The 15,639-nt window shown below is 53.1% G+C and carries 15 protein-coding genes; 5 read left to right on the forward strand and 10 right to left on the reverse strand.

Annotation, left to right across the window (positions count from 1 at the left end; all coding sequences use genetic code 11):
* On the reverse strand, window positions 1-1,039 hold a 1,039-nt coding region (locus tag OEL57_RS03330; protein WP_300737052.1), incomplete at its 3' end, for a HAMP domain-containing protein.
* A 121-nt stretch (window positions 1,040-1,160) separates the two neighbouring features.
* Here OEL57_RS03330 and OEL57_RS03335 point away from each other — a divergent pair.
* Window positions 1,161-2,453, forward strand: coding sequence for a BamA/TamA family outer membrane protein (locus OEL57_RS03335; RefSeq protein ID WP_300737054.1), 1,293 nt, complete (start codon window positions 1,161-1,163; stop codon window positions 2,451-2,453).
* A gap of 9 nt (window positions 2,454-2,462) precedes the next feature.
* On the opposite strand, the gene OEL57_RS03340 is transcribed toward OEL57_RS03335, so the two are convergent.
* The 5 genes from OEL57_RS03340 to OEL57_RS03360 all read right to left on the reverse strand — a co-directional run bounded on the left by OEL57_RS03340 (window position 2,463) and on the right by OEL57_RS03360 (window position 8,602).
* Window positions 2,463-4,196, reverse strand: coding sequence for an ABC transporter ATP-binding protein (locus tag OEL57_RS03340; protein WP_300737057.1), 1,734 nt, complete (start codon window positions 4,194-4,196; stop codon window positions 2,463-2,465).
* A 4-nt stretch (window positions 4,197-4,200) separates the two neighbouring features.
* The gene (locus tag OEL57_RS03345) at window positions 4,201-5,319 is read right to left on the reverse strand and encodes a hypothetical protein (RefSeq protein ID WP_300737060.1); all 1,119 of its coding nucleotides are present in this window, start codon (window positions 5,317-5,319) and stop codon (window positions 4,201-4,203) included.
* 368 nt (window positions 5,320-5,687) lie between these two features.
* Window positions 5,688-7,358, reverse strand: a complete 1,671-nt coding sequence (locus tag OEL57_RS03350; protein WP_300737062.1) for a hypothetical protein — start codon at window positions 7,356-7,358, stop codon at window positions 5,688-5,690.
* A gap of 105 nt (window positions 7,359-7,463) precedes the next feature.
* Window positions 7,464-7,946, reverse strand: a complete 483-nt coding sequence (locus tag OEL57_RS03355) for a DUF456 domain-containing protein (RefSeq protein ID WP_300737065.1) — start codon at window positions 7,944-7,946, stop codon at window positions 7,464-7,466.
* A gap of 209 nt (window positions 7,947-8,155) precedes the next feature.
* Window positions 8,156-8,602 carry a single-stranded DNA-binding protein gene (locus OEL57_RS03360; RefSeq protein ID WP_300737068.1) on the reverse strand — a complete coding sequence of 149 codons (447 nt, stop codon included), beginning with the start codon at window positions 8,600-8,602 and terminating at the stop codon, window positions 8,156-8,158.
* Between the two features lie 82 nt (window positions 8,603-8,684).
* On the opposite strand from OEL57_RS03360, the gene OEL57_RS03365 reads away from it, so the two are divergent.
* From OEL57_RS03365 to OEL57_RS03380, 4 genes are read left to right on the forward strand one after another with little or no spacing between them, the layout of a single operon-like run.
* Window positions 8,685-9,446: a lysophospholipid acyltransferase family protein gene (locus tag OEL57_RS03365; RefSeq protein WP_300737071.1), complete on the forward strand. Its 762-nt coding sequence runs from the start codon at window positions 8,685-8,687 to the stop codon at window positions 9,444-9,446.
* On the forward strand, window positions 9,443-9,628 hold the full coding sequence (locus tag OEL57_RS03370) for a hypothetical protein (RefSeq protein ID WP_300737074.1): 186 nt from the start codon (window positions 9,443-9,445) through the stop codon (window positions 9,626-9,628). The genes OEL57_RS03365 and OEL57_RS03370 overlap by 4 nt, the downstream gene beginning before the upstream one ends.
* Before the next feature lie 3 nt (window positions 9,629-9,631).
* Window positions 9,632-10,027, forward strand: coding sequence for a hypothetical protein (locus tag OEL57_RS03375; protein WP_300737077.1), 396 nt, complete (start codon window positions 9,632-9,634; stop codon window positions 10,025-10,027).
* A complete protein-coding gene (locus OEL57_RS03380) occupies window positions 10,024-11,718 on the forward strand; it encodes a ribonuclease J (protein ID WP_300737080.1) in 1,695 nt (564 codons plus the stop codon). Before OEL57_RS03375 ends, OEL57_RS03380 begins: the two co-directional genes overlap by 4 nt.
* An 18-nt stretch (window positions 11,719-11,736) precedes the next feature.
* On the opposite strand, the gene OEL57_RS03385 is transcribed toward OEL57_RS03380, so the two are convergent.
* The 4 genes from OEL57_RS03385 to cbiE form a co-directional block, all read right to left on the reverse strand.
* A complete protein-coding gene (locus OEL57_RS03385; RefSeq protein ID WP_300737083.1) occupies window positions 11,737-12,111 on the reverse strand; it encodes a HEPN domain-containing protein in 375 nt (124 codons plus the stop codon).
* A complete protein-coding gene (locus OEL57_RS03390) occupies window positions 12,092-12,418 on the reverse strand; it encodes a nucleotidyltransferase domain-containing protein (RefSeq protein ID WP_300737086.1) in 327 nt (108 codons plus the stop codon). Before OEL57_RS03390 ends, OEL57_RS03385 begins: the two co-directional genes overlap by 20 nt.
* Before the next feature lie 54 nt (window positions 12,419-12,472).
* The gene (locus OEL57_RS03395; protein ID WP_300737089.1) at window positions 12,473-14,110 is read right to left on the reverse strand and encodes a fatty acid--CoA ligase; all 1,638 of its coding nucleotides are present in this window, start codon (window positions 14,108-14,110) and stop codon (window positions 12,473-12,475) included.
* A gap of 190 nt (window positions 14,111-14,300) precedes the next feature.
* A complete protein-coding gene (gene cbiE / locus OEL57_RS03400) occupies window positions 14,301-15,518 on the reverse strand; it encodes a precorrin-6y C5,15-methyltransferase (decarboxylating) subunit CbiE (protein WP_300737091.1) in 1,218 nt (405 codons plus the stop codon).
* Between the last annotated feature and the right edge of the window lie 121 nt (window positions 15,519-15,639).

Consider the following 15,639-nt stretch of genomic DNA (forward strand, 5'->3'; position numbering starts at 1 on the left):
CCTTCTGTTCAGTCAAACGTTCATATAATACCGAAAGGGTCCGTTCCAGCAGCTGTTCGTACGTTATCTCACACTTACGCAGCTTCAGAGGCCGACCGTAATTCATGAAGTTAACCACCATATAATTGGCGCGCCGGACCTCTTCCCGAATTTTATCGGCCAGTGCAGTCACCCCATCGGCCCGTTCAGGACATTGCGCAACCACTTCACTGCGCAGGTGATCGATGGCCAGACTGATATAATTGAGCGGGTTGCGGATCTCGTGGGCAATACCGGAAGCCAGCTGTCCTACCCGAGAAAGATGCTCAGCCTCATACAGACGCTTTTCCAGGGTTTCACGCTCTCGCAGTTTCTCCACCATTTCGTTAAATCCCTTGGCAAGCTCGCCAACCTCGTCAGTACTTTCAACGGGAATGGTGACCGACAGATCACCACTGGAAACTTTCTTGAAATCCTGCACCAGTCGGTGAATCGGATCAGTGTAACGCCGGGAAAGATAGATGGAAAAAGCGATACCAACCGTAAAGACCATACCGGTTGCCGCCAAACGCTTGATAAAATTTGAATGCTGGATACTCTGAATGTTATCCAGTAACATATTGACCTGTACATAGCCCAGATGCTCATCACCAACAATAACCGGCACCACGACGTCATACGGCCTTTGTGACAGGATTGTACCACCCTCTGATTTTCGCGGTGCAGACCGGACACCTTTTTCCAGTTTTTTCAGGTCCTTCAGTTTGCCGATTTTTTCCGGATTGGTAGAATCAATGATCTCGCCTTCACTGTTGATGATATTGATCTCATTAATTCCTTTTTGACGGGCATTCTCATAATACTCTGAAAGTCTTGAATACTCCGTTTCAGAGGTCAGATCAGCAATACTGAGCTGCACCGCCTTTGAGATTTCTCGGGAACTCTCCTGAATTTCATGTACCAAAGCGGTCTGGGAGAACTGGTTAAGGGTAAAGAGCGTCACCCCCGCCAATACCAGCAGCGATATCATGATCAGGACAAGGCGGGTATTCAGGTTCATCAGGCGACTCCGACCAGGGAAAAGTGTTGCCAGAGTACCAGCAAACCCCTGCTCTTGCAAGGAGACCATCTGATCTCTGAAAATATTGACACCCTCCTGCAGGCAGTGTAGAACCTCCTCGATGAAAACTCTACCGTCAGATAATAAGAAATCCTGGAACTGTTTCCCCGGACTTGCATATGCCCTTGCATTTCTTATTGTTTTAAGCGGCTGCACCACGGTCATACCCCGCTCCGATCTGCCCTTGGTTACGAATGAATCCTGCGGCGAGCAGGTCAAGGTGGTGACGGTGCCATTGCCAGTGATTGCCACCTCGCCAAACGAGGGGATTACTGCCGGCGCCCTGTCGGCCTTCCTGATCCACAACCAGAAGGATGAAGTCTATTCGCTGCTGGCCCCCCAGGTTAACCACAACAAAAACTTTGGTTTTACCGGCACCCTGTACGGTTCTGTAAACCCTACTGCTGAGCAGAATATCGAATTCAACCTGTCGCAATCACAGAAGAAAAACTTTGACTATGAGGCCAGGATTCGTGACGTCAGCCTGATGAACGGTGATCTTGAGTTAAAAGGTTTTCTGGGCTGGTTTGCCGATGGTTCTTCCCGTTTTTTTGGTTTTCATGCCCGAACCCCCAATGAGCAGGAGACAAACTACACCAATCGTGAAATCACCTACAATCTGTCTGCCACCTGGTTTCTTGGCCGGCACTACTATCTGGAATTGGGGCACCGCTTCCGCTCGGTCTCCATTGGCCAGGGTGCCATCAAATCAGTACCGTTCATCACCGACAAATTTTCACAGCAGGATGTTCCAGGGGTGGATGGCTTCACCACCCATGCCCCGCGCATCTCACTGATTTACAGCAGCTACGACAGCAAAACACTGCCCACCTACGGCGGCTATGCCCGGATCACCTTTGAACCCACCGTTAAGGCGCTGGGCGGAGCGGAAGATTATCGTCACTATGAAGTAGAGTTAAAAGGCTATGTCCCCCATGATGAGAGCAAGCGCTTCATTTCGGTCTTCAGGCTGATGTACAACCAGACATTGGGGGACACTTCCAACAGCAAGGTACCATTTCTTGAACAAAGTATCCTGGGCGGGGAAAACACACTGCGGGGCTATGGTAGAAACCGCTTCATTGACAACAGCTTTCTGCTCTTGAATCTGGAAGAACGTGTCCGCCTGTTTCGCTGGGAGATCTTTAACGTAACCGCAGATTGGGAGCTGGCCCCTTTTATCGATTTTGGCGCGGTAATGGAAAGTTTTGATAAAGCCAGTTCCAAAAATTTTGAGTTTAACCCCGGCATCGGCTTCAGGGCTACAGTACGCCCCAATATCGTTGGCAGGGTAGATGTGGGAGTAGGCAAGGATGGGCCAGCGGTGTATGTGGGTTTAGGGTACCCCTTCTAACGTCACCCTTCACCCTTGCTTCACCCGCCCCTGCATCTTGGCCAGCTCGGCATAGCGGCCACCCAGCTGCAACAGCTCACCAGGCGTACCCTGTTCCACAATCCTGCCTTCATCAAGCACCAGTATCCGCTGGCAATCCCGAAAGGCCGACAGACGCTGTGAGACCATCAGTACCGTCTTGTCCTGCCAGCTTTCCGCCAAAGCCCCCAGTATTTCTTCCTCTCGACCGGCATCCACGGAGGCCAACGGATCATCCAAAAGCAGTAATTGGGGTTCTCGCACCAGTGCTCGAGCCAGCGCCACCCGTTGACGCTGCCCACCTGAAAGAGTTACCCCTCGCTCCCCTACCACCGTAGCAAGTCCGGCACTGAATCCCTGCAGATCTGAATCAAGACCAGCCCGTTGCAGCGCCAATTCCAGAGAACCATTACCACCGTAGGCAACGTTATCCGCAATGCTCCGCGAGAAAAGCGTTGTTTCCTGGGGCAGATAGCCAATCAACCGCCGCAATGAAGCCAGTTCAAGCCCATTCACGTCCTGGCCACCCACAAACAGCATGCCGTCAGCCAATGGCAAAAGACGCGGTATCAGACGCAGCAGGGTTGATTTACCGCAGCCCACCGGTCCGGTGATTCCAACCCTCTCTCCTTGGGCAATGGCAAAAGAAATATCATGCAGTATCTCGCGATCTCCATAGCTGAAGCACAGTCCGCGTGCCTCAAGCCCCTGCCCCAACCCCTCGGTTTGTCCTGCATCAGGTTTTTCCACCACAGCCGGATTGCTTTGCAACAGCTCATTCAAACGGGCCATGGAGGCTGCGCCACGCTGGACCAGAGTCAGAATCCAGCCCAGCACCGCTGTGGGCCAGGCCAAAAGAGCCAGATAGCCGGAAAAAGCAACAAACTGCCCCAGACTGATCTGGCCGGTTATCACCAGCCGCCCGCCAAGATAGAGCACGGCCAAGGTGCCTGCCCCGGTCGCCAGTGCCATGATCGGCATCACCAGCCCGCGCAGCCTTGCCAGTTCAAGGTTCTTTACAAGACATTGCCCCGAAATACGGTCAAACTGCCCTGCAACAGACACCTCACGGCAATAACTCTTAATCAGCCTGATCGCCCCGACTGATTCCTCGGTCAGGCTGGAAAGCCGGGCAAGCTCATCCTGCGCCTGTCGCGAGACGGAAAAAATCCTGCTGCTCATTGCCCGCACCGCCAGCACCATCAGTGGCAGTGGGGCCACTGCAGCCAACGTCAGCCAGGGATTGATCCGCACCATCAGCCAGATGCCGGCCAGATAGATCACCGTTGTGTTCAGAAGGCTCATAACCCCGAAACCGGTCAGCATCCGCACGTTAGTCAGATCATTGGCAAAACGGGAAAGGATGTCACCGGTCCGTTCACGGGAGAAATAGCCCAGATCAAGGGTCAGCAGCCTGGCAAACAGCGCCTCACGGATTTGAAACTCAAGCAATCGCGCTGCATTCAGGACCACAGTCCGGGAGAATATTCTAACCAGAGCGTACCCGGCAGCGACCAGTGCGATCAGACCCGCTGCCCGGCTTGATGAGAGCATCACTTGATCAGGATGCTGCAACCCGTCAATCACCAGCTTCAGCAGCCAGGGGATCAGCAGGGCGCAGCCGTTGGTAAGCACCAGCAGAAAGGCTCCGATGGCATATCGCCAGCGAAGCCCCTGCAAAAAAGGAATCAATACCCTTAATGCGTTTACACCAGTATGCTGCATAGACTTACTGAACAACCTCTTTAGTTACCACCACCTCGGTACCGCCCTTACCGTTGGGCTTTAAAACAGAAACTACTTTATGAGGGGGAATTGACGGATGCGCGGTTAAGGATCTACCGGATTTTTCAAACATCTGATTAAGGTGTTCGATAAGATCATGATCAGTAATCTGCTCTTCTGTTTTACCTTTGGGAAGCAGCCAATCACCGTTACTTTTTCGCAGCAGGCGCTGTTCAACAGCACCACCACGGACACGGTTAAGCTTGCTCTGGATTGATTCCTTACTGATTGACTCCCGTTCCTGCTTGATCTCTGTACCAACCATGGCTGCGAACTGCTTATCAAATTCGGCCTGACGCTTGTTCTGTGCCTCAACAGCCTGGGTTACCAGATTTGAGACCTTATCCTGCCGCTGCTGCAGTTGCACCTGACTAACTGCCAGATAGCCTACTCCCCCCAGCAAGGCAACAAGCACCACAATTGCAAGCACCAGAAAAGTCTTTGAAAGTGGGCTAATCAGCTTGGTTGACGCGGACCAGGTCGCCGTTTGCTCGGTCTCTTCAGACACCTTCTGCAGCTGGACTGACAAAACAGCAACAGCTTTAGACAGTTCTGCATTTTTTTCACTCAGATCAAATGAGGTATTTGCTATATATTCCAGTTTGTTCTGCTGTTCCTCTATAGCAGCCAACACGGTAGGATCATGACGAACCTGCTCCCTGAGATAGCTCATCTCATCTTCTGCCCGACGCAGATCGTCTTCAATCTCGGCCTGTGCGTTGAAGCGCTCGGACAACGCCATGGCCGATTCATCTGACACTGCCAGAGGCATCTCTTCGCCATCCTCATCATCCTGCTGTGTCTGCTGGCCAGGCTCAACAACATGAGAATCGTTAGTGCCCGGCTCTACAAGCGGTAATTCTTCTTCGCCCTCATTATCCAGCTCCGGCTGCGGGCCAGGTTCAGCAGAAGATGGTTCCTCTGCCTCTGCTTCAGAACCGGCATCACTTGCCACCGCCGGTTCTTGTTCTGAAGGAGGCGCCTCGATCGGCACGTCGGTTTCTGCAGTTGTTACAGCAGCTGGTTCGGGGGATTGCTCAGACCTGTCGTTCTGATCACTCATGGAATATCCTTATTCTGGCTATGAATTAAGCGGACAGAAGGAAAACAGCTTACCAAGCCAGCATAACACTTAAAAAATGTCTGTAAAGTTTGAATGTTCTGCCTTGAATGCATCTAACAGCATCTAACAACACCAAAGATGCAGCGGCACTTTTGTACTGTCAACCAGACCCATCCGCTCGTCAGAGGAGCAATCGTGCTGCATACCAGTCAATGCAGAACATATCATTCAGGCTTTCTCAATCTCATATTGGCAAACCTGCCAGATTTTGTCGTTTCCTGGTTTCTGATAACCTTTTGCCATTCATGTCCTCTGCCCCTGACAACTGATGACAACTGATGACAACTGATACAAACCACTACAAACGGCTACAACTGCTCAACCGGATCAAGCGGTATTCCTGACAGTCGCGTGGCAAAGGCATCCTCATTAGCCAGGCAAACGGCTGCGCTATCATCATATCTTACGATGTAAGCGCCCGGTTCAGCTCTTTTGCTGATTACGGCAGAACCTTCACACCAAGTCTGATCCGCACAGTTCCCTTTTACAAGGGTACCTGCATGTAGAATCTGCTTGGTTTCGGCATGCATGATCCGGAATCTGATGCTACCGGCTGGTGGCCAAGCAAGCAGTGTCTTTATCTGCTCCAGCCTGTACGGCCGTTGAAGCGTAAACTGAAGGTCCGGGTTGCCGTAACTGCGAACACTGCGCACATCACCAGGACTGCCCAGACACCCCTGCTTTGCAGGCCAAATATCACTGACAAGCAGAGGATTACCAATAAACATGGCATCTCTGACCCCGGGCAGACCGACAGAACGTCCATCCTTGTCCAGCTTCACCAGCCAGGCAAGAATATTTTGCCCCTGCTGCCGTGCACCGGCCACTGCAAAACCACCATCGCTTGCCTGTACAGCGGCGTATCCTTTCTGGAATCCTTTGCCAGCCCCCAGTGCTTTAGCCCAGCGGGGCTTACCCTGTTCATCAGTCTTCAGCACCAGCAGATCATTACCGATCCTGCCTGAAACGATCAGCCCGTTGTCAGCCGCCTGTCTGACAGAACTGAAGCCGGTCTCCTTGTCCGCTGGATATTCCCGATCCCACAACCACCTGCCTTCATTGTCAAAGGCCATAAGGAAGCCGGAAAACGTAGCGTTTGTGCTGTTAAGAAACGGCTTGGTTGTACCAGACACCGCAAAACCTCCACCCTTGACTGCCAGCAGATCAAAGACTTGCGTTTCACGCCCGCCAAACTGCATGCTGCGTTTAACAGTACCGTCGCTGCGTAACATCGTGATGCGGGTGATGGTGCTCATTTTTCGCGCGACCGGATAGGTAATAACAATGGTGCCATTGCTCAACTGGGTGATCGGCACCATCCTCTGGTATTCTTCAGTACTATGGTAGCCGGGCAAGATTCGCTCCCACAGCTTATTGCCGGCTGAGTCCAGCTTGAAAACCCAGGCATCCCCACTATCGGGATGACCGACACCGCTGACCAGATAGCCGCCACCCGCAGCTTCAACAACACCATACCCGTTTCCTCTCTTGGTACTTACAGCCCACTGCTGACCAAAATGCTTCTCCCACTGCAACTGTCCGCTACCAGAAAGTTTAAGAACCCAAAGTTCCTCCCAGGTATTGCGTTTAGCAGCAAGATTACTCGAGTTACGTGTGCCGGCAATAATAAAGCCGCCATCCGAGGTATAGGAAACGGCATGTCCGCTGCTTCCTGCCATGGCATTCTGGCATTCGCCTGCAAAAGTTTTTTCCCAGATCATTTTACCAAAGACATCAGTCCTTCTTGCCAATAGTTTCCAGCACCCTGATGCAGCAGAATCGGCCAGATTGCCTACCGTTATAAAGCCGCCGTCAGGCAGAGCCCGCAAATCATAGTTCCAGCTGTAGGCAGATGGCTTATCGTACTGTTTACTCCAGCTGCCTCCTGTTGAAGCCCCGTTTTTCTTAGGCGCGGCGGCTGCAAAAGTGCCAACACAAATACAGCCAATGACAACTAGTTGTATAAGGACTTTTCGCATGAGATTTACCTCCCCTTTGTTGAGTAACTACCGGTTTTTTGGGGTTACGGGGCAAATATACAGGATATTCGCTAAACCGCTGCGTGAACTGCTTTGCTGGAATTACTACGCAACAAACCTCATTACGACAAACAAACCAACCATGGCGATACCGATGGCAAGCTTACCCGCTAATCCCAAAGCCAGACCAACGACGGTTCCAAAACCGGCACGACTGGCTTCATTCATCGTACGCTGAAGAGACAGTTCACCGACAACAGCCCCAATAAAAGGACCAAGCAGGATACCCGGTATGCCGAAAAAAAGGCCAACAACCCCACCTGCTGCTGCACCAGCCATGGCTCGGGTGGAACCACCGTATTTCTTTACTCCCAAAACTGATGCTGCAAACTCAACCAGATAGGTGAGACCTGCCATTATGGCAAGGACAAGCAGTGTCCAGAGACCGACATAGTGAAAATCTTCTGCCCAGGCACCAAAGAGAAGCCCCAAGAAAAGAATCGGCGCCCCCGGAAGAATCGGCAGAAACATGCCGGCCAAGCCGGTAACGGTCAGAACAGCTGAAAGGCCCCAGATTAATATTGACATATCTTGGTTCATCAACGTGCCTACCCCTAAATCCCTGTGTTTATCAACTACACGTGGCCTTTCTAAGTTTGCAACAGTTGAATTGGGTACTTTAGTTGACGATGAAACTTTCCGTCAAAACTCTTGCAAACACAAAAGACCCATAACAACAATATGTTATGGGCCATATTTACACTTTTGAGTTAGGGACCCTCATTACCCCTATCTCTTTAGAACGGAATATCGTCATCCTGGAACGGCGGTTCATCATAGCTTACAGTGGTATCTGACACCCCACCAGCAGCCGGACGACGGGCTCCGCCACCACTGCTAGCGCCATCACCCTTACCACCCAGCATCTGCATCCGCTCACCGACAATCTCGGTAGTATATTTCTCGTTGCCGTCCCGGTCAGTCCACTTACGGGTCTGCAGGCGGCCTTCGATATAGACCGTCTTGCCCTTGGCCAGATATTCACCGGCGATCTCTGCAGTTTTACCCCACAGGGTCACCCGGTGCCATTCCGTCTTTTCTTCCCATTCATTAGTCTGCTTGTTCTTGTACTTCTCACTGGTTGCAAGAGAGAATGAGGCCACTGCCTGGCCTGAAGTGGTGTAGCGCACCTCCGGGTCTTTCCCTAAATTTCCGATCAACATTACCTTATTAAGACTGGCCATAGGATTCCTCCTGATTTCTTGGTCTGTGTGGAAGCACGTTATAACATCGCCATGAAAGCCGCGCAAGTAAAGAGGCCGCTGCTTGACCTTACCGCTTAAAATAGCTACACTTCCTCAGATTTTTTACGAGGGTGGTACTGTGGCGCTGATCCGTGGCTTGCTTTACATGTCTATTTTCTTTCCCCTGACCTTCCTGCTTGCTGCTGCAGCAATCCTGTCTACGCTGCTAGAGCGCCGTTATTACAGCCTGTTTTCCCGTTTTTGGGGCCGCCTGGGTATTACCATGGCTGGGATTACGCTAACCGTCAGCGGCGAGGAGCAGATCCCAGACGGCCCGATCATCGTGATGAGTAACCATGCCAGCAATTTTGATATCCTTGCCATGCAGGGCTATTTTCCCCGCCCGCTTTCCTGGATAGCCAAAAAAGAACTGTTCACCATTCCGGTTTTTGGCTGGTCCATGCGTCGGGGCGGCTATATCCCTCTGGATCGCGGTGATGGTCGCAAGGCATTGAAAAGCATGGACGAAGCAGCCCGTCAGATCAAAAATGGCACCAGTGTCATCCTCTTCCCGGAAGGGACCCGCACCAGAGATGGTCAGCTATTGCCCTTCAAGCGGGGTGGCTTCCTGTTGGCAGTCAAGGCCGGTGTACCGGTGGTGCCGGTCAGCATTGTGGGCAGTTTTGCCATCAATCCCGGTGGCAGCCTGGGACTGAACCTTGGCCGTACAGTCCAACTCAGGATTCATGCGCCGATCACCCTGCCGGCGGGACTGAAACGGGCTGAAGCTGAGGATCTCTTGATGCAGCAAGTCCACACCGCCATTGCCGGTGGATTGTCATGAAGGGGCCTCAATACCTGTTGCTGATTCTTGCAGGCCTGCTGGCTCTCGGCTGGGGCCTGCCTGCTGCCCACCGTTGGCCATCTCCCCGCAATCTGCTGCCCAGTCTGATGGCACTACTGGGCATTGTCATGCTGATGCTGGGGGCACTGCTCACCTTCCTGCCCCGTTTTTTTCAGGAGTAACCGATGGCCCGCCCTCTGATTACCATCCTGACCGCTCTGCTACTGAGTATGCTACTGCTGATTGTCAACGTTAATCACCGCCAGAAGACCCAGTACCTTGAAGGGGTCAAGGGTGAAAAAGCAGGTGACTTCATGGTGGCCTTGACCGGCTACGAGTCAGCCATCAGGATGTACCTTCCCTTCTCATCCCGCGTTGAGGCATCTGCGGCACGCATCTGGGCCCTGGCCGAGACCGCCGAACGGCGCGGCGACGTTGACCAGGCCCTGGCCGCTTACCGTTCACTGCGCAGCGCCTTTTACGGCACGCGCTGGCTGCAACAGCCCGGCACAGACTGGATCAGCCGCTGCGATAAAAAGATTGCGGCACTGGTGCCGATACGCAAAGGAAATCAACCATGAACATAGACGCGACAGCAGTAACAGAGGATTATCCAGCCGGAGATTCGCCATTGCGGATAGTGGCACTGGGCGGTTTAGGTGAAATCGGCATCAACTGTATGGCCTATGAATGTGGCGATGATCTGATTCTGGTGGATGCCGGTCTGATGTTCCCTGATGCTGATATGCCTGGGGTGGATTATGTCATCCCTGACTTCAGCTGGCTACGGGAGCGGGCCGACAAACTGCGCGGCATTTTTCTTACTCACGGCCATGAAGACCATATCGGCGCCCTGCCGTTTCTGCTGCGTGAGTTTCCAACCCCGATCTACGGCACCGCCCTGACCTTGGGAATTCTGGAAGGCAAACTGCTGGAATACAAGGTAGAAGCTGACCTGAATCCGGTTCTGCCCCGTGGTACCGTCACCCTGGGCTGTTTTCAGATCGAATTCATCCGGGTTGCTCACTCTGTGGTGGATGGCTGCGCCCTGGCGATCCGCTCGCCAGAGGGGGTGGTGATTCATACCGGCGACTTCAAGCTGGACCAGACTCCTGTGGATGGCGAGGTCACGGACCTGGGAACCTTTGCCCGCTATGGTGATCAAGGGGTGTTGGCCCTGCTGTCCGACTCCACCAATGTGGAGCGGGAAGGGTACACCATCTCCGAGCGCTATGTTGGCGAGGCACTGGGGGATCTGTTTCCTAAATGCAAAGGCCGGATCATTGTGGCTGCCTTTTCCAGCAACATCCATCGCGTCCAGCAGGTGGCCGATGTGGCTGCTGCCAATGGCCGCAAGGTTTTGCTGAACGGCCGTTCAATGGTTAACAACGTACGGATTGCGCGCAACCTGGGCTACCTGACCATTAGTGACGATCTGCTGATGGACATCCGGGAATTGAACCACCTGCCACCGGAACAGGTCTGCATCATCTCCACCGGTAGTCAAGGGGAACCGATGTCAGCGCTGGTACGGATCGCCATGGACGATCACAAACAGATCAAGCTGGAAAAGGGTGACACCGTCATCCTCTCCTCCCGCAATATTCCCGGCAATGAGCGCACCATCTCTGAACTAATCAACCATCTCTACCGACGCGGCGCAGATGTACACCATGAAAAAGTCTCTGAGGTGCATGTCTCCGGCCATGCCAGCCAGGAAGAACTGAAGCTGATGATGAACATCACCCGGCCCCGTTTCTTTCTGCCGATCCACGGCGAATACCGGCATCTGGTACTACATCGCAGACTGGCCCTGAAGGTGGGGATACCGGAAGAACGCTGCCTGCTGGCGGTGAATGGCGAGGTAATCAGTTTCTACAATGATACTGCCTGCATTGAAGAAACCGTGGAAACCGGACGGGTCTTTGTGGATGGCAAAGGGGTTGGTGATGTGGGCGAGGTGGTTCTAAAAGACCGCCGTCATCTGGCTGAAGACGGCATGGTACTGGTCATCATCGGGATCAACCAGCACACCGGCGAGTGTATCTACGGCCCGGAGATTGTCTCACGGGGCTTTGTATTTGAAGATGAGAGCCAGGCGTATCTGCAGACCGCCAAGGAGATGGTTCGGGAAGCATTGAAAGAGCTGAGCATTGAATTCCTGGCTGATCGGGATGAGGTGCGTCAGATTGTGCGCCAGACCCTGAAGCGATTCTTTAAAAAGAGCATTGAACGCAGACCGATGGTGTTGCCGGTGATTTTGGAGATGTAGGTACAACGTAATTCAGATCTACAAAAATCCCACAACCAGCTGTTTAACCTCTTCTGTCATCTTCACGGCCTGTCGCGCCACATCTTTATCCGCTGATTCACCGGAATAACGATACTCAACAGCGTAGGCACTCAGCATAGCCAGTGTCGGACGGATCAATTCAAGAGTTGGATGCTGATCTTTAAGCAGATCAAGCAAGAGGGTAAGGTTGTGGGTCTTGCCAAAAGGGATTTCTGCTTCCTGCAGCAAGGCCTTCAAATATTTTTCTGCACACTGTTGTGCATGAAAACAGGCAGCATCATAATTAGGAGCAGAACGAGCCCTTAGCTCACGCCGGGCGGTTGCCAGGTCGCCCTCTGCCTTTAGAGTCCACTCAGAGGTGAGGGGCTGCATACAGCTCTTTCCCGGTTGCAACGATCTCAAGCAGAAAGAAGTCATTCATGGCCAACCGTTCCCGCATCTGCCGTGATGAACGGACAATCAGCTCAACCGGCAGGGTCGGCTTCAGCCGGGTAATGATATCAGCAGCAACCCGTGCGCCAGAGGCCTCTCCCGGCATAATAACCAACAGGTCAACGTCTGACTCTGCATTGGCCTTGCCAGTGGCGTAGGAACCGAACAGAATGACCTTTTCAGGCGAAAACTCCCGTCCCATGGCTGTTGCAAACTGTTGTATGTCGTTGATGGATACGTGAGCCATGGTTGCTCTCCTGACACCGCTCTTACCACAAAAGAAGGGGCTCCGCAATCGTACCTACAAATACTTCTCCCGCAACGCCACCTTATTGATCTTACCGACACTGGTCTTGTCGATCGCCTCCACCAGCCGGACCTTCAGCAGCACCACCTGCTTGGTAACCACCCCTTTATCGGCATATTCCCGCACCAGATGGGTCAACTCCTTCTCGCTTACCGCATTATCCGGCTTGGCCACCACCAGGGCCAGGGGACGCTCACCCCACTTTTCATCAGGTTGTCCGATCACGGCCACCTCAGCCACACCGGGATGGTGGGCAATGATATCCTCCAGTTCCAGTGAGGAAACCCATTCCCCCGACACCTTCAAAACATCCTTAGTCCGGTCGGTGATCTTGACGTAGCCCAGCTCATCCCGCACCGCCACATCACCAGTGTGCAGGTAGCCGCCTTCCCAAAGCCGTTCCGATGCCTTGTGATCCTTCAGGTAGCCCTGGGTCAACCAGGGGGCACGCACCACAATTTCACCGGCACTCTTACCGTCGCAAGACTGCTCCTGACGGGCACTGTCCATAATTTTAAGATCCACCAGCGGCAGGGAACGACCGGTCTTGCAACGGATAACCGCCTGTTCTTCTGCTGAAAGCTCCAGCATTTCCGGCGTCAGGTGTGAGATGGTCAGAATCGGGCAAGTCTCGGACATGCCGTAGCCGGTAAAAAGGTCAATCCCCCGCTGCAGGGCATCAAGACACAAAGCCCGCGACATGGCTGCCCCACCGATGATCACCTTCCAGCCGGAAAGATCCATCCGACCGGCATGGGGATGTTTCAACAGCATATGCAGGATGGTGGGGACACAGTGAGAAAAGGTAACCCCCTCTTTTTCCACCAGTTCCAGCAGGGTATCCGGCACGTAGCGACCGGGGTAAACCTGCTTAACCCCCAGCATAGTGGCCACATAGGGTAGCCCCCAGGCATGGACGTGGAACATCGGGGTAATCGGCATATAGACATCCTGACGATGAAAACCGCCGTGACTGACCGAAGAACCCAGCACCGCAAGCACCCCCAAGGTATGCAGAACCAGTTGACGATGGCTGAAGTAGACCCCTTTGGGCATGCCGGTGGTGCCGGTGGTGTAGAAGGTGGTGGCGCGGGTATTTTCATCAAAATCTGCAAACGCAAACTGATCTGAGGCTGCTGCCAGCAACGCCTCATATTCACCGCTAAAAGGGATGTGGCTTTCAGGGAGCGCTGGTTCATCATTCAGCAGCACAAAACTTTTAACCGTATCCATCCGGCCCCGAATCTGCTCCAGGATCGGCAAAAACTCGCTGTTGACCAGCAGCAGATCATCTTCGGCATGGTCGATGGTGTAGAGGATCTGCTCTGGCGAGAGCCGCACGTTGATGGTATGCAGCACTGCGCCGATCATCGGCACGGCAAAGAAGCACTCCAGATAACGGTTGGTGTCCCAGTCCATAACCGCCACCGTATCACCCCGCTTAACCCCCAATGAAGTCAAGGCGTTAGCCAGACGGGCAACCCGTTGGCGCAGGTCACGGTAGCTAAAACGCTGGTTACGGTAGACGATCTCCTGATCCGGAGCATGTACCACCGGACAGAACAGCAGATTCTTGATCAGGAGGGGATAATCATAGGCAGAGGGAGTACGGGTGATCAGGGCATCAGGCATGGGAAACTCCAGCAATTATGATTTTTCAAAAAATCAGTTCACCACAGAGGCCCCAGAGGCTCGCAGAGTAAAAACGGGGAGTTACTAAAGCATCCCCTTACACCCAAAAGGGTAAAAATAATTTCTAGTCTATTTGTTCGATTTTTCTCTGTTTTCCTCTGAGTCCTCTGCGGTAAAAGCCGTCTTTAGGCTATTCGGCGCCTTTCCAGGCGGTAATGATATAGACCGGATCCTGAGCCTCAAACAGCTTGAATTCAGTCAGCGGCTTGGTGCGGGAGACATTGATGCAGACCACCTCCACCTGATAGCCGTGATACTCCAGAGCCTCAATGCTCTTGGTCAGGGTATCAAGGGTGACCGCATTGATCACGATCAGCCCGTCCCCCTTCAGGCGACGGTCAACCTGATCAATGATCTCCTCCAGGTTACCACCGGCACCGCCAATAAAGACCCGGTCCGGATCAGGCAGATCATCCAGCCCTTCCGGCGCAAAGGCCTCCACCGGCTTAACATTGCGGGCACAGAATTTGTCCAGATTCTGCTTCAACAACGGCAGATACTGACTGTTTTTTTCAATGGCAAACAGCTTGCCGTTAGGAATCAGGTTGGATGCCTCAATTGAGATGGAGCCGGAACCGGCGCCGATATCCCACAACACCAGATCATTCTGCAGCTTCAGTTTGGCCAGGGTAACCGCACGGACTTCCTGATGGGTAAACAGTTTCTTCAGCGAGGCAAACTGGTCGTCATCAATGCCGATCAATGGATACTGGGCAAGGTTGGGCTCCCAGGTACGGATCAGGATCAGGATATTCAGCTCTGAGTGAACAAGGGTAAGCAGACCTTTCATATCGGTACGGGTAAACTTCTCAGTGGGCATTCCCAGATCTTCACAGACCCAGGCCTCATACCCTTCAGCGCCACGGGCCAGCAGCTCTTTCGCCAGCGCTGCCGGAGTATTTACCTCATCGGTCAGGATACAAGCCTTTTCCGCTGCCACAATCTTGTCAATGGAAGGCCCCATGCCACGACCTTTTACCGCCAGAAAGATGGCATCATCCCACGGCTCTTTAATCCGGGCGAAGGCATACTGCATACTGGTGACATTGGCAAAGATCTCCAGCCGTTCCTTGGGCAGGTTACGCAGCAGAAAGCGCCCGGTACCGAAGAAATTGGGATCACCACTAGCCAGCACTGCTACCCGCTTGTCCGTGGACTGCAGAAACGACAGTAAAGGCGGCAACTCCCCCAGCACCATCTTCTGACCAGGAAAATCAGGGAAACGGTCCAGATGGCGCTGCCGCCCCACCAACACCTCTGTTGATGCTATCGCCTCCAGCGCCTTGGTGCTTAATCCTTCACATCCGGCAATACCTGCCCCGATTAGATAAATGGTATTCTGTGACATGCCGCCCCCTGATCGTTAACCTAGCTGCAACGCCGGAAGTATAGTGCAACTTTCCTGCTGCCGCAAACAGAGAATAAAAAAACGGCATTGCCTTCGGGCAATGCCGTCACATTAAAAAATC

This window comes from Trichlorobacter sp. (genome assembly GCF_030247655.1).
Taxonomy (GTDB): domain Bacteria; phylum Desulfobacterota; class Desulfuromonadia; order Geobacterales; family Pseudopelobacteraceae; genus Trichlorobacter.